The sequence below is a fragment of the Methylobacter luteus IMV-B-3098 genome, assembly GCF_000427625.1.
Taxonomy (GTDB): domain Bacteria; phylum Pseudomonadota; class Gammaproteobacteria; order Methylococcales; family Methylomonadaceae; genus Methylobacter; species Methylobacter luteus.
Genome location: NZ_KE386569.1, coordinates 2973886 through 2991475, shown reverse-complemented (window position 1 = coordinate 2991475; position 17590 = coordinate 2973886). Strand labels below are relative to the sequence as shown.

16 protein-coding genes and 1 other RNA gene are annotated in these 17590 nt (G+C 48.7%); 6 read left to right on the top strand and 11 right to left on the bottom strand.

Going from position 1 to position 17590, the window contains the following annotated elements; genetic code table 11:
• Positions 1–71: 71 nt before the first annotated feature.
• Together rnpB and rsmI are read right to left on the bottom strand one after the other, a co-directional pair.
• Positions 72–422: RNase P RNA component class A (gene rnpB, locus METLU_RS26995), an RNA gene on the bottom strand.
• Positions 423–575: 153 nt separating this feature from the next.
• Complete coding sequence (gene rsmI, locus METLU_RS0115825; RefSeq protein ID WP_027159074.1) at positions 576–1421, bottom strand: 16S rRNA (cytidine(1402)-2'-O)-methyltransferase; 846 nt, start codon at positions 1419–1421, stop codon at positions 576–578.
• Between the two features lie 88 nt (positions 1422–1509).
• Here rsmI and METLU_RS0115820 point away from each other — a divergent pair, with 88 nt between their 5' ends.
• From METLU_RS0115820 to METLU_RS0115805, 4 genes are read left to right on the top strand one after another with little or no spacing between them, the layout of a single operon-like run.
• Positions 1510–3348, top strand: a complete 1839-nt coding sequence (locus METLU_RS0115820) for a penicillin-binding protein activator (protein WP_027159073.1) — start codon at positions 1510–1512, stop codon at positions 3346–3348.
• Positions 3338–3700 carry a YraN family protein gene (locus tag METLU_RS0115815; RefSeq protein WP_027159072.1) on the top strand — a complete coding sequence of 121 codons (363 nt, stop codon included), beginning with the start codon at positions 3338–3340 and terminating at the stop codon, positions 3698–3700. The genes METLU_RS0115820 and METLU_RS0115815 overlap by 11 nt, the downstream gene beginning before the upstream one ends.
• A gap of 13 nt (positions 3701–3713) precedes the next feature.
• The gene (locus METLU_RS0115810) at positions 3714–4301 is read left to right on the top strand and encodes a phosphoheptose isomerase (RefSeq protein WP_027159071.1); all 588 of its coding nucleotides are present in this window, start codon (positions 3714–3716) and stop codon (positions 4299–4301) included.
• Between the two features lie 3 nt (positions 4302–4304).
• Complete coding sequence (locus METLU_RS0115805; protein WP_027159070.1) at positions 4305–4865, top strand: BON domain-containing protein; 561 nt, start codon at positions 4305–4307, stop codon at positions 4863–4865.
• A gap of 100 nt (positions 4866–4965) precedes the next feature.
• Here METLU_RS0115805 and METLU_RS0115800 read toward each other — a convergent pair whose 3' ends face one another.
• From METLU_RS0115800 to METLU_RS0115790, 3 genes are read right to left on the bottom strand one after another with little or no spacing between them, the layout of a single operon-like run.
• Positions 4966–5460 carry a flavin reductase family protein gene (locus tag METLU_RS0115800; RefSeq protein ID WP_027159069.1) on the bottom strand — a complete coding sequence of 165 codons (495 nt, stop codon included), beginning with the start codon at positions 5458–5460 and terminating at the stop codon, positions 4966–4968.
• Positions 5453–6292 carry a carboxylating nicotinate-nucleotide diphosphorylase gene (gene nadC / locus METLU_RS0115795; protein ID WP_027159068.1) on the bottom strand — a complete coding sequence of 280 codons (840 nt, stop codon included), beginning with the start codon at positions 6290–6292 and terminating at the stop codon, positions 5453–5455. The genes METLU_RS0115800 and nadC overlap by 8 nt, the downstream gene beginning before the upstream one ends.
• Positions 6289–8361 carry a DUF1631 family protein gene (locus tag METLU_RS0115790; protein WP_027159067.1) on the bottom strand — a complete coding sequence of 691 codons (2073 nt, stop codon included), beginning with the start codon at positions 8359–8361 and terminating at the stop codon, positions 6289–6291. The genes nadC and METLU_RS0115790 overlap by 4 nt, the downstream gene beginning before the upstream one ends.
• 140 nt (positions 8362–8501) lie before the next feature.
• Between METLU_RS0115790 and ampD the strand changes: the two genes are divergently transcribed.
• Positions 8502–9047 (top strand): 1,6-anhydro-N-acetylmuramyl-L-alanine amidase AmpD, encoded by a 546-nt coding sequence (ampD, locus tag METLU_RS0115785; protein WP_027159066.1) that lies wholly within the window; start codon positions 8502–8504, stop codon positions 9045–9047.
• 22 nt (positions 9048–9069) lie between these two features.
• Here the strand turns inward: ampD and lspA are convergent, their stop codons facing one another.
• The 4 genes from lspA to murJ form a co-directional block, all read right to left on the bottom strand.
• Positions 9070–9549, bottom strand: a complete 480-nt coding sequence (lspA, locus tag METLU_RS0115780; RefSeq protein WP_027159065.1) for a signal peptidase II — start codon at positions 9547–9549, stop codon at positions 9070–9072.
• 5 nt (positions 9550–9554) lie between these two features.
• Positions 9555–12386 (bottom strand): isoleucine--tRNA ligase, encoded by a 2832-nt coding sequence (ileS, locus tag METLU_RS0115775; protein ID WP_027159064.1) that lies wholly within the window; start codon positions 12384–12386, stop codon positions 9555–9557.
• Positions 12383–13324 (bottom strand): bifunctional riboflavin kinase/FAD synthetase, encoded by a 942-nt coding sequence (gene ribF / locus METLU_RS0115770; RefSeq protein ID WP_027159063.1) that lies wholly within the window; start codon positions 13322–13324, stop codon positions 12383–12385. Before ribF ends, ileS begins: the two co-directional genes overlap by 4 nt.
• 116 nt (positions 13325–13440) lie before the next feature.
• On the bottom strand, positions 13441–14994 hold the full coding sequence (gene murJ, locus METLU_RS0115765; RefSeq protein WP_027159062.1) for a murein biosynthesis integral membrane protein MurJ: 1554 nt from the start codon (positions 14992–14994) through the stop codon (positions 13441–13443).
• A 101-nt stretch (positions 14995–15095) separates the two neighbouring features.
• On the opposite strand from murJ, the gene rpsT reads away from it, so the two are divergent.
• The gene (gene rpsT, locus METLU_RS0115760) at positions 15096–15359 is read left to right on the top strand and encodes a 30S ribosomal protein S20 (RefSeq protein ID WP_027159061.1); all 264 of its coding nucleotides are present in this window, start codon (positions 15096–15098) and stop codon (positions 15357–15359) included.
• Between the two features lie 69 nt (positions 15360–15428).
• Here the strand turns inward: rpsT and proB are convergent, their stop codons facing one another.
• Together proB and cgtA are read right to left on the bottom strand one after the other, a co-directional pair.
• A complete protein-coding gene (proB, locus tag METLU_RS0115755) occupies positions 15429–16550 on the bottom strand; it encodes a glutamate 5-kinase (RefSeq protein WP_027159060.1) in 1122 nt (373 codons plus the stop codon).
• Positions 16537–17571: an Obg family GTPase CgtA gene (gene cgtA / locus METLU_RS0115750; protein WP_027159059.1), complete on the bottom strand. Its 1035-nt coding sequence runs from the start codon at positions 17569–17571 to the stop codon at positions 16537–16539. The genes proB and cgtA overlap by 14 nt, the downstream gene beginning before the upstream one ends.
• Positions 17572–17590: the final 19 nt, after the last annotated feature.

Sequence of the window (17590 nt, the reverse complement as noted above, 5' to 3'; positions counted from 1 at the left end):
CATTTTCATACAACTTCAACTTCAAAAATGTTTATGGATCGAGCCTCGAGAAGACTTGAGGCTTAAACAAAAGAAAGAGTCGGCCTGTAAGCCGGGTTCTGTCTAGAACAGTCATTCATCTAGGCTGCAAGTCACCTTGCAGCTCAAGCAATCTACCCAGGAACCGCGCGGGCCACGCGTCTGTTCCTCTATTTGATCTTGCTCCGGGTGGGGTTTACCCTGCCGCTCCTGTTACCAGTTGCGCGGTGCGCTCTTACCGCACCTTTTCACCCTTACCAGCCACCTAGGACTGGCGGTATATTTTCTGCGGCACTTTCCGTAGGCTTACGCCCCCCAGGCGTTACCTGGCACCCTGCCCAATGGAGCCCGGACTTTCCTCCATTTCATCTTAACGATAAAACAGCGACTGCTCAGCCGACTCTTTCAATGTATAGTTTATCACATTTATTCAATAACTGCCTTGACGAATTGCATTAACGGATAAACTAAGTGTTTTTACTTATTGTATAGCTTGTCACACTTATTCAACCATTGCCTTGACGAACAATATTAACGGACAGAATAAGCGTTTTTACCTATTGCATATCCAGCGCCGCTTGGTACAGCAATTTTTTTCTGACACCGGTAATTTCAACAGCCATCGCAACGGCGGTTTTAATAGAGCATTCCCGTAGTAACACAGCCAACAGTTTCTGCTGCTCCGGAGTAATAACTTGTTCTTTTTTATCGACAACCGCACCATTGACGATGACAACAAACTCGCCCTTTCTCATGTTGTCGTCGCTCTCAACCAGTTCCAGAGCTCTGCCCAAGCTGGTTTTTATAATGGTTTCATGCAGCTTGGTCAATTCTCTGGCGATGACTATTTGACGGTCCAACGGCAATACCTCAGCCATGTCCTTTAACGATGCCAGAATCCGATGACTGGACTCGTAAAACACCCAGGTAGTCGGACACATCAGTTTTTCATGAAAAAACGCTTGCCGTGCCGACGAAGTCCTGGGCAAAAAGCCTTCAAAAGAAAACCGGGTAACCGGCAATCCTGCCGCAGACAATGCGGCGATCAACGCGCAAGCGCCCGGCACCGGCGACACTTCCAGACCCGCATCTTTCACCATGCGTACCAATGGCATGCCCGGATCACTTAGCAGCGGCGTGCCGGCATCCGAAACCAGCGCGATAGATTGCCCTTGTCTCAGTTTTTCCAGCAGTCCAGTCGAAACCGTATCTTCATTATGCTGATGCAATGACACTACTTTATTGCTGATCCCATAATGCTGCAGCAACATTTTGACATGCCGGGTATCTTCCGCGGCAATCAAATCGACCTGTTTTAATATTTCCACCGCTCTGAAGGTAATATCTGCTAAATTACCTATTGGTGTAGCAACAACATATAATTTGCCGCATGGACTTGACATTGGACATTCTCACTTGAAAACTTCTAATTTTAAGATACGGCCAAAATATAGACCGCTATTACTATGTGCCTCACTTCCGGGCTTATGGATGTTTTCCGGTTGCACCCCGCTGTCCATTAGTAGTGTCCAGCCTCAAGAGCAGATCGCCTCTATCATACAAGACACCCCAGCAGAGCCGGCGCCGCCATTATACCAGCAACGCTCCAGCGAACTGTCTCCCGAGCAAAGCCAACACCAACTGCAGGCTATTGACGCACTGATGCAAGCCGGCGATCACCATGCGGCACAAAAACTCGCCGATGCACTTGACCCTGCCGCCCTGTCTGCCCAGCAACGCAATCAACTGAATCTGATTTATGCCCAGATTACGCTGAGCGTCGGAGAAGTCGAACAGGCTCTTAGCAGACTGGAATTAATTCAGGTCCAGCAGCTTAGTCCGGACAATAAAATCAAATACTTGCAATCACAGGCCTTTGCGTTTTCATTAACCGGCCGTCTGCTGGACAGTGCCAGATCCAGAATCGAGTTGAGCACGCTATTAAGTTCGCCTGATGAGCGCGATGATAACCATGCCGCCATTCTTGAGACATTAAGTCTAATGCCGGAATCCGAATTGCAAAGCCAATCGCACGCGACAAAGGATGTACTGGCAGGCTGGATGGCCTTGGCCAACCTGTTAAAACTAAAAGAGCGAGACGCCGCCAGTTTCGATGCTGAATTGGCAAAATGGCGCGAAACTTTTCCGGGCCACCCAGCCAACTCTTATTTATTGAAAAATACGACCGAAAATGCAGCAGAACAGCCTGCATCGATCGCCGTTTTGCTTCCTGAATCAGGACCTTTCGCTCAAGCCGCCAAAGCCATACGGGCTGGATTTATGGCCGCCCATGATCGTCAAGACAGCAATGGCACAAAACCCACTATCCTCTTTTACGATACCGAACAGTCAACCGCAGCCGCCCTATATAATCAAGTGGTTGCGGACGGGGCGGAATCCATTATCGGCCCGCTGGGCAAAGAACACATTCAAAACCTTGCGGACTCGGTTACATTTGACATTCCCGTACTGGCTTTAAACCATATTCCGGAACTGCAAAAACACAATCTCTACCAGTTCAGTCTCAGCCCGATGGATGATGTTGAGCAGATTTCCCATAAAGCCTGGCTGGACGGCCACCAAAAAGTATTATTACTGATTCCGGAAAATAACCAGGGCAAACGCATAGCCAATTATTTCATAGAAAACTGGCAAGGATTTGATGGCTCAATTCTTGAGTCGCAAACCTATAACCCCAAGAACACCGACTTTTCATCAGCCATTAAAAAATTGCTCAATCTCGATGAAAGCGAGAGCCGCTGTCATAAAATCAGCCAATTGATACCATCAATGGCCTATATCCCCCGAAAAAGACAGGATGCCGATGCATTCTTGTTAAGCGCTTATAGTGGTGAAGCACGCCTGATCAACCCGCAACTGCATTACCAAGCCGGCAATATGCCTGTTTATGCGCTGCCGACTGTTTACAGCGGCCAGCCTCATCCACAACTAGATCAGGACCTCAACAAAATAACCTTTTGCGATACACCCTGGCTGCTCGGCTCCGATCAGAACGGCCTCGGCATGAGTGCTCTACAAGATGTCTGGAGACAATTTACCCCCCCTTATTTACGCCTGATTGCCATGGGTATCGACGCCTATAATCTGGTTGGCCAACTGGATAAACTCGACATCGCTCCTTACTCCGGCGCCACAGGAACCTTATCGCTAGCGTTTGACGGACGCATTAAACGAGAACTGGTTTGCGCCAAATTCATAGATGGACGACCTGAGCTGATCAACACTTTCAAAAACCCACCAGATATGTCTCCAGGATATGAAAATCAGCCAGCGCAGGAATTGTTACCAGTGAATGAGCATGTTGAATAAACTCAAAACGAAAGCAGCCCACTTAATCCGTGGCGAGAACGCCGAAGAGCAAGCCTATCATTTTCTGCTTGCTAAAGGACTTGAACCGGTTTGCCGCAATTTCCGCTGTAAGCAGGGCGAACTCGATTTGATCATGCTTGATAGGCAGACGCTGGTTATTATTGAAGTCAGATTTCGCAAGACCGATAAATACGGCAGCGCACTCGAGAGTGTTACACAGAAGAAACAATCCCGTATAATAGCGGCAACACATCTTTATTTATCAGCCAATAAGACAGACAGACCTATCCGTTTTGATGTTATCGCCATTTCCGGCAACGGCACTATAGACTGGATACAAAACGCCTTTTAAACCTGCAATTTTCATGAGCCTACAAGACCGAATCATCAATCATTTCTCTGACAGCATCCAGACCAAACAGGATGCCATGGCCAGCCTCTGCGAGCTTATCGAGTTTGCCTCACAACGCTTGGTCGCCGCCTTATTGAATGATAAAAAGATATTGTCCTGCGGAAACGGTGGCTCGGCGGCTAATGCCCAGTTTTTATCCTCTGCCATGCTCAACCAGTTTGAGCGCGAACGCCCCTCATTGCCGGCCATTGCCTTAACCACGGACACGACTGCCCTCACTGCCATAGCCAATGCTTATCATTTCGACGAAATTTTCGCAAAACAAATCCGGGCGCTTGGACAAAGCGGCGATATCTTGGTCGCATACTCCGACGCCAGCGATGCGGCCAATCTGGCCAAGGCCGTAACTACCGCGCATGATAAAGATATTTCAGTCATTGCCTTGACCGGCCAAGACGGCGGCATGATTGCACCGCTACTGAATGAAACCGATATAGAAATCCGCGTACCATCAAGTTCAATCGCACGCATACAGGAAGTACACCTATTGATTACGCATTGCCTGTGCGATCTGATCGACCATCAACTCTTTGGCGGCTAATCCATGAAAAATCATCTATTGCTATCTTTGCTGCTCTTCATCGGCCTACTCGTGAGCGGTTGCGCAACAACCGGCAAATCATTCGGTGAACGTCGTCACAGTGATGCCGTATTGATGGATCAACTTATAGAAACTAATGCATTCAGAGAATTAAGAGCGGATGATGAAATAGAAGAAAACTGCCACGTAAATGTCACAGCTTATAACGGAATGGCCCTGGTCACGGGCGAAGCCCCTAGCGCAGGCCTGCTCAATAAAATAATTGCCCTTGTCCGCACCGTCCCATATATAAAACAGATACACAATGCCGTACTTCTTGCAAAACCCAGTTCTGAGCAATCGCGCGCTAATGATGCGTTGATTACCGAAAACTTAAAAACAGCACTGACTTCTATCAACTCCATACCCGGATTCAATGGCACAGAAGTCAAGGTAATCACCGAAAACGGTGTGGTTTACCTGATGGGATTGGTGCACAAAAATGAAGGCGCGGCCGCCATAGATGCAACCCGGCGAACCCCTGGAGTAAAAAAAATTGTCACAAAGTATGAATATATTGACTAAGGCGATTGCCTTCGGCTTTCATGCAACGTCGGAATCAGCGTCGCAAGTTTTTTAATGACCTTCTGGCACAGTGTCAGCGCTAATATGTCTCCTATGCCACCTATTGAGCGCTTTCCGCGTAAAACTCACTGCTACCGTCCATATCTTCGGTCTGGACATAGAGTAACGGCTGCCCTTGGTTGAGCATTGCTGCATCAATGACTCTACAAACTGCGATTTTATGATCGCCTGCATCAGTATAATGGCTGACTTCACAGTCAAAATAAGTAAGACTTTCGGATAATATCGGCGCTCCGGTTTTACCTGTCAGCCACTGAAAACCGGCCATCTTGTCTCTGACTCCGGAGCGGCCAAAATGCCCGGCGATAGACTGTTGATCCTGGCCCAAAACATTGACGGTACAGATACCGCCCGCTCGAAGCAATTGATAGGAATAATGCTCGGGATTAATGCTCAATGCCAGCAACAGCGGATCAAAAGAGACCTGCATGACCCAAGCCGCTGTAAAGGCGTTTTGGTGTATGCCGTCACTGACGCCTATGACATAGATGCCATGGCTGATTTGCTTGAATAAACTGTCGGGATTTTCAATCATTTTCGGCCACCAGTTTAATACGCATCGACAAGTCAACGGCACGGATATTCTTAGTCAATGCGCCGATAGAAATATAATCGACTCCCGTTTCGGCAATCGTGCGTATATTGTCAAGACCGATATTACCTGAAGCTTCCAGTTCTATGACGCCGGCATTCAGCTTTACCGCAGCCTGCATGTCTTCGAGAGTAAAATTATCCAACATGATTCGATCGGGCTTTGCCGCTATCGCCTGCTCCAGTTCCTGCATGGATTCGACCTCCACTTCGACAGGAACCGATGTTTTTTCACGCGCGGTCTGAATAGCCTTGGCTATGGAACCTGCCGCAATAATATGATTTTCCTTAATTAATACGCCGTCATACAAGCCGATTCTGTGATTATAGCAACCACCACAGGCTACTGCGTACTTCTGCGCATTCCTGAGTCCTGGAATGGTCTTGCGGGTATCCAGCACTTTACAGCCGGTGCCGGCAACAGCCTCCGCATATTGCCGGGCGACAGTTGCCGTAGCCGACAAGGTCTGTAATAGGTTTAACGCGGTACGTTCTCCTGTCAACAGGCTTCTGGCCGGACCACTGAGCCTGCAAAGGAGCGTATCTTCACCGACTACCGCCCCTTCATCCTCCAGCCAATTAATGTTGACGTTGGCATTTAGCGCCTTAAATACTGCATCAAACCAGGCCCGGCCGCAGAGCACCATATGCTCCCGCGTGATGACTTCGGCTTCGGCATGCATGGTTTCGGGAATGATCTCTGCTGTGATGTCTCCCGAACCGATATCTTCCTCAAGAAAAGGTTTTACTTCTGCTATTTTTGATTGTGCTGTCATAAATTGTCTAATTTGGAAAGCGCTCGCTCTACGATGGACCTTTCGTCCAAGGTTACAATAGCCGCCTGTCCTTGTCTAAATTTTTCAGCCAATTCCTGGACTTTAACTTCAAGCATTTTTGCGCCATTTTTGCCGACAAACAGCATATTTTCGGTTTCCGTACTTTTCCATATCAGCTTGCCCCATTGCCGTTCCGATTCGGAGCCGAAGGCTACCCAGCTGTTTTCAGCCATATTTTTTATCTGTTCAGTAAACTCATCTATGATGACTTCGGGCTTCATATCCTTGATATGTTCCAAAGCCCGGCTAACCTTATTGACACTGCCCGTCTCTCTTTTTTTATCTTTATTATCCATCAGGATGATATGCCGTACCGCAAGATCTTTAAAAAAGCGAGACTGTGCATTTTTATCGTATGAAATACGATCCAGGCCATGTCTTAGTTCTTTGATCATGCCGGGCAAAAATTTTAATACCTGTTTTTTTTCATTTTCATCTACCGGAGGCAACACGCTGATGACCAGTTCTTCCATTGCCCGTACTGATTTTTTCCAAAGTTCCGGCTCTTCATTTTTGCGGACGTGATCAACCAACAATACATGCTGCCAGACATCGTGCAGAAATTCGGCAATGACTGCCGGCAATTCCTTTCCCTGCGTGCTGTCATCAATAGCCTTGGCTACAGCTTTCTTGCTCAGCTCCAGCGATTCCTTATTTTGCATTAACTGCCTAGAGCGATCCTCAAGAATCTGAACCCGCTGCTTATGTTTTTCCAAATAACGCCCAAAATCACTCGTCTCATTTGCCCAGCGAATGTGCTCAGATTCATTCTCCCTGGTTATTGTTTTTACGATGTCGGCAATGCGTTCGTAAACCAAACGGTCACTATGATCAGCCAGATTTAAAAATAGCCCGGCAGCAAACAAATCATTCAGTAAGCGCCTGATAGGATGATCCGTACCGGCAAAGGCACTGTATTGCCCCAGCGTGACCGCGGCCCAAGGCGTTTCCAACTGGAGCAAGGCAGACTTTACAGCGCTTGTCAGCGAGGAATCACTGTTAATTTCCTTAAAAATCAAAGCCACTAAATCCAGAATATCTTCGTCGCATTTGGCCAGACTCTTGATATCACCGCTGAAATTTAGCTCTTCGAGCTTTTTAATGACGCGCCATTTCAGAGGTTTCTCGAGTTCCCGATCGTCATGCTCAAAAGCATAAAACTGGCCAAGAATTTCCAGCACATGTATTATTTCAAAATGTTCATAAGTGGCCGCATTTTCAGGCTTCGGAATTAAATCATAAGCTGACGGGGTATGCATTGAACGCCACTGATCCAGTTTTTTCTGTAATGCCTGAAACTCTTGACTGATCAATTCACTACTCGCGGTAGACGGTTCAGACGCCTCCTTAATTTCGCTGACATCATATGAAGACGTTGCGAGCTCTGCCTCGAACTGCTTAGTCAATTCGCTATAAATAAAGCCCAACTGGCTAAACACATGATCTTCAAACGATTTATAGACAGCAACCCGAAATTTAGTTGTTAATTTCAATGGGTTAATTACCTCAACTAAAGCATGAACCAGATTTGCCGGTGAGACAGGATTATGACGGTCAGAAAAGGCTTGTTTGCCCATCTTAATTGAAAGTTGCCTATTTAACTGATGCAATTGGTCTTGAAAAGAATGCTCACAGTTTCGGATAATCGAGGCAACCGCATGACTTTCCTCTACCACAGCATCACTAGCTAGCGATGCCGCGGCCACATTTATTTTCTGATCTGGATTGTTTACCGTTTTTCGGTGGTTAACATGGAAAGCATCTCCAACCTTAAGTAAATAATTTTGCTTAATTTTTCTCCGCACCGAATGTACATGTTCCAGCTGTTTTCCGTAACCCACTTTCTCACGATCTTTACCTGATTGTAGTCCGAATTCGAGATCAATCCGCCTGCAACAATCGTCAACCAATTGCTCAAAGTAGTGATAAAAAGCCGACTTGAATTTAGCTAGAATTTCGGCATTATTCGATATGCTTTTGCTTATGCCTGTATATTGCCGTATGTTCATCGCCCTATCTCTTCCATTAAATAAAATATCAGTCTTTGTCAACCCAAGACTGTACCTAAACTATTAATTTGATAAATAATACGCATTTTTATCGTGAATTCTGTGATCCATTTCCGTTTTTTCCTCTTCTGATTAAGTCCATGAAAGTAGACTGCCACTGGCTGACTGATATTACCCAAATCCCTTCTCCAAACTTTAACGAGAGGAACGATCCTACTGATATCTCCTTACTGGTTATACATTGCATCAGCCTGCCTCCGAGTGAATTCGGCACGCCGTATATTGACCAACTCTTCTGCAACCAACTCGACCCGGAAAAACATCCCTATTTCAGGGATATTTATCAGATGACGGTGTCTTCGCATTTATTGATCAGGCGTACAGGCGAAATCGTGCAATATGTGCCTTTCGATAAACGTGCCTGGCATGCTGGAAAATCGGAATATGAAGGGCGGGAGCAATGCAATGACTTTTCCATCGGCATAGAACTTGAAGGCACTGAATTGATTGAATATACAGAAGCGCAGTATCTGCAACTCGCGGCAGTAATTCGCCTATTGCTTGCGACCTACCCTCAATTATCGGCTGATCGTATTACAGGGCATAGTGATATCGCGTCCGGACGGAAAACCGACCCGGGCGCATCGTTTAATTGGCAAAAGCTGTTCAGTTTATTGAATGCCTGAAGTTCCGGCGATGGCAAACATTCTATGCATAATCGGCATGTCTGGACTGCCCGAAGCCGAATGATTCGGCAAGCATCAGGATCACGCCCAGCGTAATGGCGGAATCGGCGATATTAAATGCCGGCCAATGCCAAGAGTTATAATATACATCGAGAAAATCGATAACATAACCATACAGCAATCGGTCAATCAGGTTACCGATTGCGCCACCCAAGACCAGCGCCAACGCTACAGCCAGCAAGGTCTCATGTTTTTTCAGCCTGGACAGCCAAACTGTGATGCCCACGCTGATCACCAAAGCCAGCCCAGCAAAAAACCAGCGCTGCCAGCCGCCTGCCTCGCTCAAGAAGCTGAAAGCGGCGCCGGGATTATGCACATAAGTCAGATTAAAATACGGCATGACCGGGATGGACTCGTAAAGCCGCATTGAATTATCTACGGCAAGCTTGCTGCCTTGATCCAAAATTATTGCCAATAATGACAACCATAACCATTTCAACATAGTATTCACGCAAACTGTCGGTTTTCGCCGGAGCCCGCCACATTTTCGACGCAGCGGCCACAAAGCTCAGGATGATCGGCATGCGCCCCCACATCCTGGCGTTGATGCCAGCAGCGCACGCATTTTTTATGCCCGGACACGGCAACCTTTAACTTGACGCCGTCAATCTCGGTTTGAATCGCATCGTCAGGGCAATCCTGATCGGTCATTACCGTGGCATTCGAGGTGATAAGGACAAAACGTAATTCATCGGCCAAGCTATTTAAAGCGTCTAAGTACACCGCATTGCAATACAGCTCGACCTCGGCATTCAGCGAAGCGCCTATCTCGCCTCGACTCCGGCTCTTCTCCAGCTCCTTGCTGACCGCAGTTCGGACACTCATGACTTTCTGCCAGAATTCACGATTCATAGCGGCCTCTTCATCCAGTTTAAACAAGCCTTGATACCAGGTTTCGAGGAATACCGACTCGCTGCGTTGACCGGGTATATAACTCCAGATTTCATCAGCTGTATAGCTGATGATCGGCGCCAGCCAACGAGTCAGAGCCTCCAACACGTGATACATGGCCGTCTGAGCCGAACGCCTGGCCAGACATTCTTCCTTAGCCGTATATTGGCGGTCTTTAATGATATCCAGATAAAAACCACTTAGATCGATCACGCAAAAATGATGTACTTTCTGGAAAATAGGCTGAAACTGATAGCTTTCGTAAGCGGCTTTAACCTCTTCCTGAAGCGCATAGGCTCTATCCACGATCCAACGGTCCAAAGCCAGCAAATCCTTTGCCTCGACCAAATGCTGAACTGGATCGAAGCCATCCAGATTTGACAGCAAATATCTGGCCGTGTTTCTCAAGCGCCGATAGCCGTCCGAGGTCCGGTTAAGAATTTCATCGGAAACGGACATTTCGCCACGATAATCGGTCGATGCTACCCATAAGCGCAAGACGTCGGCGCCCAGTTCTTTCATGACTGACTGCGGCGCGACCACATTACCCCTAGACTTGGACATTTTTTTGCCTTCCGCGTCCACAGTAAAACCATGGGTCAAGACGGCTTTATAAGGTGCAGCATCATTCATGGCTGTCGAGGCCAATAAGGACGACTGAAACCATCCGCGATGCTGATCGGAGCCTTCCAGATACAGATCAGCCGGAAAGGCCAGCTGCTGACGTTTATCGAGAACACAGGCATGCGTGACGCCGGAATCGAACCAGACATCCAGCGTATCGGTCATCTTATCGTATAAAGAGGCTTCCCCACCCAGCAGCTCTTCTTTCTCCAGTTCAAACCAGGCTTCTATGCCTTTTTGCTCGATGCGCTGGGCCACCTGCTCGATCAGTTCAGGCGTGCGCGGATGCAATTCACCGGTTTCCTTATGGACAAAAAAGGCGATCGGCACACCCCAGGTACGCTGACGCGAAATACACCAGTCAGGTCGATTTTCCATCATACTTTCAATACGCGCCTGCCCCCATTCCGGAATCCAGGCTACCCGCTTGACTTCATTCAGCGCCTGCTCGCGTAACCCGTTTTTATCCATCGAGATAAACCACTGCGGCGTGGCCCGAAAAATAATCGGTGTTTTATGGCGCCAGCAATGCGGATAACTATGCAGAATGGCTTCCTGATGCACCAGTTTGCCTCGTTCTTCGAGCACAGCCAGCACATGGTCATTGGCACTGAAGACATGCTCGCCGGCAAACAGTTCTGTATTGGGCAGGAAAATGCCGTCATTGCCGACCGGATTATCGACCGGCAAGCCGTATTTCAGACCGACGATATAGTCGTCCTGTCCATGTCCGGGCGCGGTGTGCACGGCGCCGGTACCTGCATCGGTCGTGACATGATCGCCGAGGATAATCGGTACCTGACGGTCATAAAAAGGATGCCGCAATAACTGGTTTTCCAGTGCCGCACCTTTGCAATAGGCAATGACATGGTAATTCTCGATGTCATAGCGCAGCATTGCATCCTTAAGCAGGACTTCCGCTATGACCAGGCGCTCTTTGTTGCCATCCTTCTCGCACTGAACCACGGCATATTCAAGGTCGGGATTCAAAGCGACGCCCTGATTGGCCGGCAGCGTCCAGGGAGTCGTGGTCCAGATGACAACTGACAAAGGCCCGGCGCCATCATGCTCGGGAACATGATGGCAACTCGCCATAAACGCATCTTCATCAATGACTTGAAAGCGCACATCGATGGCCGGTGAATGTTTGTCTTCGTACTCAACTTCCGCTTCGGCCAGCGCCGATCCGCAATCGGTGCACCAGTGCACAGGTTTGGCACCTTTACTCAAATGACCTTTCGCGCTGATTTTTCCTAATGAACGTACGATATCGGCTTCAAACGCATAATCCATTGTTAAATACGGATTATCCCAATCGCCCAGAACTCCGAGTCGGACAAAAGCTTCTTTCTGAATGTTGACCTGCTTGCCTGCGTACTCTCGGCAGGCCTTGCGAAAAACAGCGGGCGACACTTTGACACCGGCCTTTCCGACTTTCTTTTCCACCATCAATTCGATGGGTAAACCGTGACAATCCCAGCCCGGCACATATGGGGCATCAAAGCCGCTCAACATTTTCGATTTGATAATGATATCTTTCAGGACTTTATTGACTGCATGACCGATATGAATTTCACCATTGGCATAAGGAGGCCCATCATGCAGAACGAATTTTGGGCGCCCGGCAGACTGCTCCCTGATTTTGCGATACAGGCCGGCCTCATTCCATTTCTTTAACCGTTCCGGCTCACGTTGCGCCAGATTGGCCTTCATCGGGAAAGCAGTTTTAGGTAAATTCAGTGTTTTTTTGTAGTCCATCGTCATACGTTTCTTAAATCAGCAAAAATCTTTTTAGTATCAGCCACATCTTTTACGATCTGAGCCTTAAGTTCATCCAGTGACCGGAAACGCATCTCATCCCTGATCTTTCGCTTGAAATGCACTTCCACGTAACGCCCGTAAATTTCTTTATCAAAGTCAAACAAATGTGTTTCCAGTATCACTTTTGACCCGCCATCGACCGTGGGTCGCGTCCCGACATTCGCCACTCCCTCGAATTCCTGGCCATCTATGCCAGTCATGGTTACAGCATAGACGCCGACAACCGGAGTATTTTTTCTAAACATACGTATATTGGCGGTCGGATAACCGATCGTCCTGCCTCGCTTATCGCCGTGCGCGACCCGTCCGCATACGGAATAACAGCGGCCCAGCAGTTTCTCGGCTTCGGCCAGGTCGCCGGCACCCAGCGCGTCCCTGATCAGCGTGCTGCTGACACGCAGACCGTCCACATAATAAGACCCGGTATCTTCAACTTCAAAACCGAACGCCTGACCTTTGTCCTTAAGCATGGCAAAGTTACCGCGTCGGGCTTTGCCGAAATGAAAATCATCCCCGACAACCAGATGTTTAACATTCAGTTTTTTTATTAATATATCCAAAATGAACTGTTCGGCGTCCCAATTGGCAATGTGTTGATTAAAGCGCAATATCAGTAAATCATCAACGGGCAGCTTTAAAAACTGAATCACTTTCTCCCGCAAGCGCATCAATCGAGATGGTGCATTTTTTCCCAGAAAATATTCCAGCGGCTGCGGCTCGAAAATCATAACAATGACCGGCAAGCCGAGCGCCTTGCCACGCGCTGCCAGCTTATCAATCACGGCCCTGTGGCCTAAATGCAAGCCGTCAAAATTCCCGATAGTCAACACACAACCGTTTTCCAACGGTTCCAAATGAGACAGGCCTCTAATTAAACGCATGGATGTGACAAATCAAAATTCTTTATTCTATCACGTGTAATATCATGTGAACTCAAAACATAAATCAGGCAAAATAAATGAATCCGACAATAAAAGCCTACCGATTCAGCAAAGCACTATTGGATTGCGTTACGGTCATGCCGACTGACCAAATGCTTGAACCTTAAACCAGTCAGGACCAATGTCAACGCATAAATTGCACACCCTATCACGATCCATACCAGCAGATTAATGATTCTATCCATGGAGCCCCACTGCCCCCACTGACTGACATCGACAAAATAATCCAGGCCTGCCGCCATCACTGCGCTTGCCAACAATGTCCTGGCAAAAAATAATACCCAGCCCTCGGCCGGCTGATAGACCTTATCTTTCAACAGTTTGCCAAGCAACAGAAACGCATTTAAAAACGCGCTTAATGAGGTCGCCAAAGCGATTCCTGCATGCGCCATAGGAAACATCAGCGCAGCGTTTAAAAGCATATTGGCGCCAATGGCATATAATCCGTACCGAACCGGCGTTTTCATGTCTTGCCGGGAGGTAAAGCCGGGCGCAAGCACTTTAATCAGAATAAATCCCAACAATCCGGCCGAATAAGCCATGAGACTCTGCCCGGCCAAATGCACATCATCGGCGCCAAACTCCTTATACTGAAACAGTGTCGATAGGATCGGCTCGGCCAGCATCAGCAGCCCAACCATGGCCGGCATGCCGATCAATAAAACCAGGCGCAAGCCCCAATCCAGCGAATTTGAAAAGGCCGTTGTATCGTCAGCCGCATGATCTCTCGACAAGTTCGGCAAAATGACGGTAGCCACTGCGACTCCGAAAATACCCAGCGGAAACTCCACCAGACGGTCCGAATAATATAGCCAAGAGACGCTACCGGCACTCAAAAACGAGGCCATCAACGTATCCAGCAGCAAATTGATCTGCGTGGCTGAAACCCCGAGGATCGCCGGCAGCATGAACCCCATCATGCGTTTGACGCCGGCATCATTAAAATCAAACCTCAGCCGGGGAACCAGCCCTAAACGCATCAAGGCCGGCATCTGGAACAACAATTGCACCACGCCTGCTATAAAGACTCCCCAGGCCAACGCGATAACCGGCTCGGCCATCATGGGCGCCAGCCAGATTGCAGCGGCAATCATGCAAATATTCAGCAAAGCCGGCGTCAGGGCAGGGATGGCAAACTTGCCGTGCGCGTTCAAGACGCTGCCCGCAAATGCCACCGACGAGATAAAAAACAGATAGGGGAAAGTAATCCGCAGCATTTGTACGGCCAGTTCATACTGAGACCCTTTCCAGATAAAACCGGGGGCAAACAAGGTAATGAGCACAGGCGCGGCAATCATACCGAGAATCGTGACCAGCATTAAAACCAGCGCCAAGGTTCCGGCCGTTCTGTCGACAAACTGCTTTAGCGCTTCCTGACTGCCTTGCTCCCTGCTTTCTGACAACGCCGGAATAAAAGCCTGTGCAAAAGCCCCTTCAGTAAACAGACGCCGCAGAAAATTCGGAATTTTAAATGCGATAAAGAACGCATCAGTTGCCAGATCAACGCCGAAAAGCCGTGCTATCAACATGTCCCGGACAAATCCCAGCAAACGAGAAATCATGGTCATGCTGCCTACTATGGCGGTTGATTTGAAAAGCTGCCTGCTCAACGCTGCTCCTTCTAACTAATGCATTAATTTTTTTGACAATAATAACATTTAAAAAGATAATATGCGGTCTTATTAACTCACATAGCAAAAATCGAGAAATTATGGCTAATACAGCACAAGCTAAAAAGCGTGCGCGACAAGCGGAAAAAAGCCGTATTCGCAACGCAGGACAACGCAGCAACTTACGCACATTCGTAAAAAAAGTTATTGCCGCAGTTAACGCGGGCGACAAAGAAAAAGCGCAAGCCGCCTTCAAGACTGTTGTGCCCATTATCGATTCAGCAGTAAACAAAGGCCTTATCCACAAAAATAAAGCCTCTCGCAGCAAAAGCAGACTGAATTCAAAAGTAAAATCTATTGCTTAATCCGCTTTAGTCTTACTCATAAAAAAGGCCGAACCCGATAACGAGTTACGGCCTTTTTATTTGCCTCTTCTACATCAACACCATATTATCGCGGTGTATCATTTCCGAGTCATCCGCATAGCCCAGAATACTTTCAAATTCGGAACTGCTCTTGCCTGCGATCAGCTCCGCATCGGCCCTGCCATAATTAATAAGCCCTCGAGCGATTTCCTGGCCGCTTTCAGCCACGCATGAGACCAGCTCGCCGCGTTCAAACCGACCCGATACCGATTTAACGCCGACAGCCAACAGGCTTTTGCCGTCACTTTTCAAGACCCTGACCGCACCGTCATCAAGAACCAATTTCCCTTTGACCTGCAACTGCCCGGCAAGCCAGCGCTTTCTGGCCACCAAGGGCTCTATATCCGGCAATAAATGCGTCCCCAGATCAGCCCCGGCAATCACTGCCGTAATCACCTCCTCAACAGCACCTGCCGCAATCACGGTGGCAGCTCCCGACCTGGACGCCAGGCGCGCCGCCCGAACCTTAGTATACATGCCGCCTCGACCCAGTCCACTACGACTTTCACCAGCCACTATATCCAACCGATTGTCATTGACACTAATCTCGGAGATCAACTCGGCATCAGGATACAGACCCGGATCAGCCGTAAACAGCCCTCGCTGATCCGTCAGAATGATCAGCAGATCGGCCTCCACCAGATTCGCCACCAAGGCACCCAGCGTATCATTATCGCCAAAGCGAATCTCTTCAGTCGCGACCGTGTCATTTTCATTAATGACGGGCACCACACCCATCTTTATCAGCGTCAACAAAGTGCTTCTGGCATTCAAATAACGCTGCCGGTCCGATAAATCATCATGCGTCAACAATACCTGTGCCGCATGCAGCCCGTGCTGCTGAAAATTATCATCAAAAACGCGCACCAGCCCCATCTGGCCCACCGATGCCGCCGCCTGCAATTCATGCAATGTCTTGGGTCTTACTTTCCAGCCCAGCCGGCACATGCCTTCCGCCACCGAACCCGAGGAAACCAGCAACACTTCAATTGACTGCCGCCTTAATGCAGCCATTTGCCCGACCCAAGCTGCGATAGCCGGCTTATTAAGCCCTCGACCGCCATCCGTCAACAAGGAACTACCTATCTTTACGACAATTCGTTTGGCTTTTGCAAAATCAGTCCTGCTCACTCTCTTTCCGCCGCCGCTGTTCCAAAAATTCCATGATGGCAAACATTAACTCTCTAGTGCCATCCCCGTTAATTGCCGAGATCATGAAGACCGGCCCCGACCAGCCGAGCTCGCCAACAATAGCTTGGCAATGCTCATCCACTTCCTCATCAAGCAATCTATCTACTTTATTGAGCACCAGCCAACGCGGCTTATTAGCCAAATCATCGCTCCATTTCTCAACTTCTCGGATAATTTTGCGCGCCGCCTCAACCGGTGAGTCCGCGCTCTCATAAGGCTCAACATCAACCAGATGCAACAGCAAGCCGGTACGCGACAAATGCTTGAGAAACTGCAGCCCTAGCCCCGCGCCTTCCGCCGCACCCTCTATAACGCCCGGAATGTCGGCAATAACAAAACTGCGCAGGTCGTCAATCCTGACCACGCCCAGGTTAGGATGCAGCGTAGTGAATGGATAATCGGCGACCTTAGGTCTGGCTGACGAAACCGCACGTATCAGACTGGACTTGCCCGCATTAGGCATCCCAAGCAAACCGACATCGGCAATCAGCGTCAATTCCAAATGCAGCCTGCGATGCTCGCCTTCGGTGCCCTTACTGGCATACTGCGGCGCCCGGTTAATACTGCTTTTAAAACGGGTATTGCCCAGACCGTGAAAACCACCTTTGGCCACCAGCAACACCTGACCGACTTCAGTCAGATCCCCCATCTCCTCGCCTGTTTCCGCATCGGAGACGCGCGTGCCCAAAGGCACCTGCACAAAGCAATCCTCGCCTTTTTTACCGGTGCAATTGCGAGCCATGCCATTTTGCCCTCGCTCCGCCCTATGCACCGAGTGATAGCGAAAATCAACCAGGGTGTTTACATTTTCAGCTGCAACCAGATAGACACTACCACCATCACCGCCATCGCCACCGTCAGGACCACCCAACGGCACGTATTTCTCGCGACGAAAACCGACTTTACCGTTACCGCCGTCACCCGCCTCTACGCGAATTTCCGCCTCATCAACAAATTTCATAAATCACGCCGCCGCATTT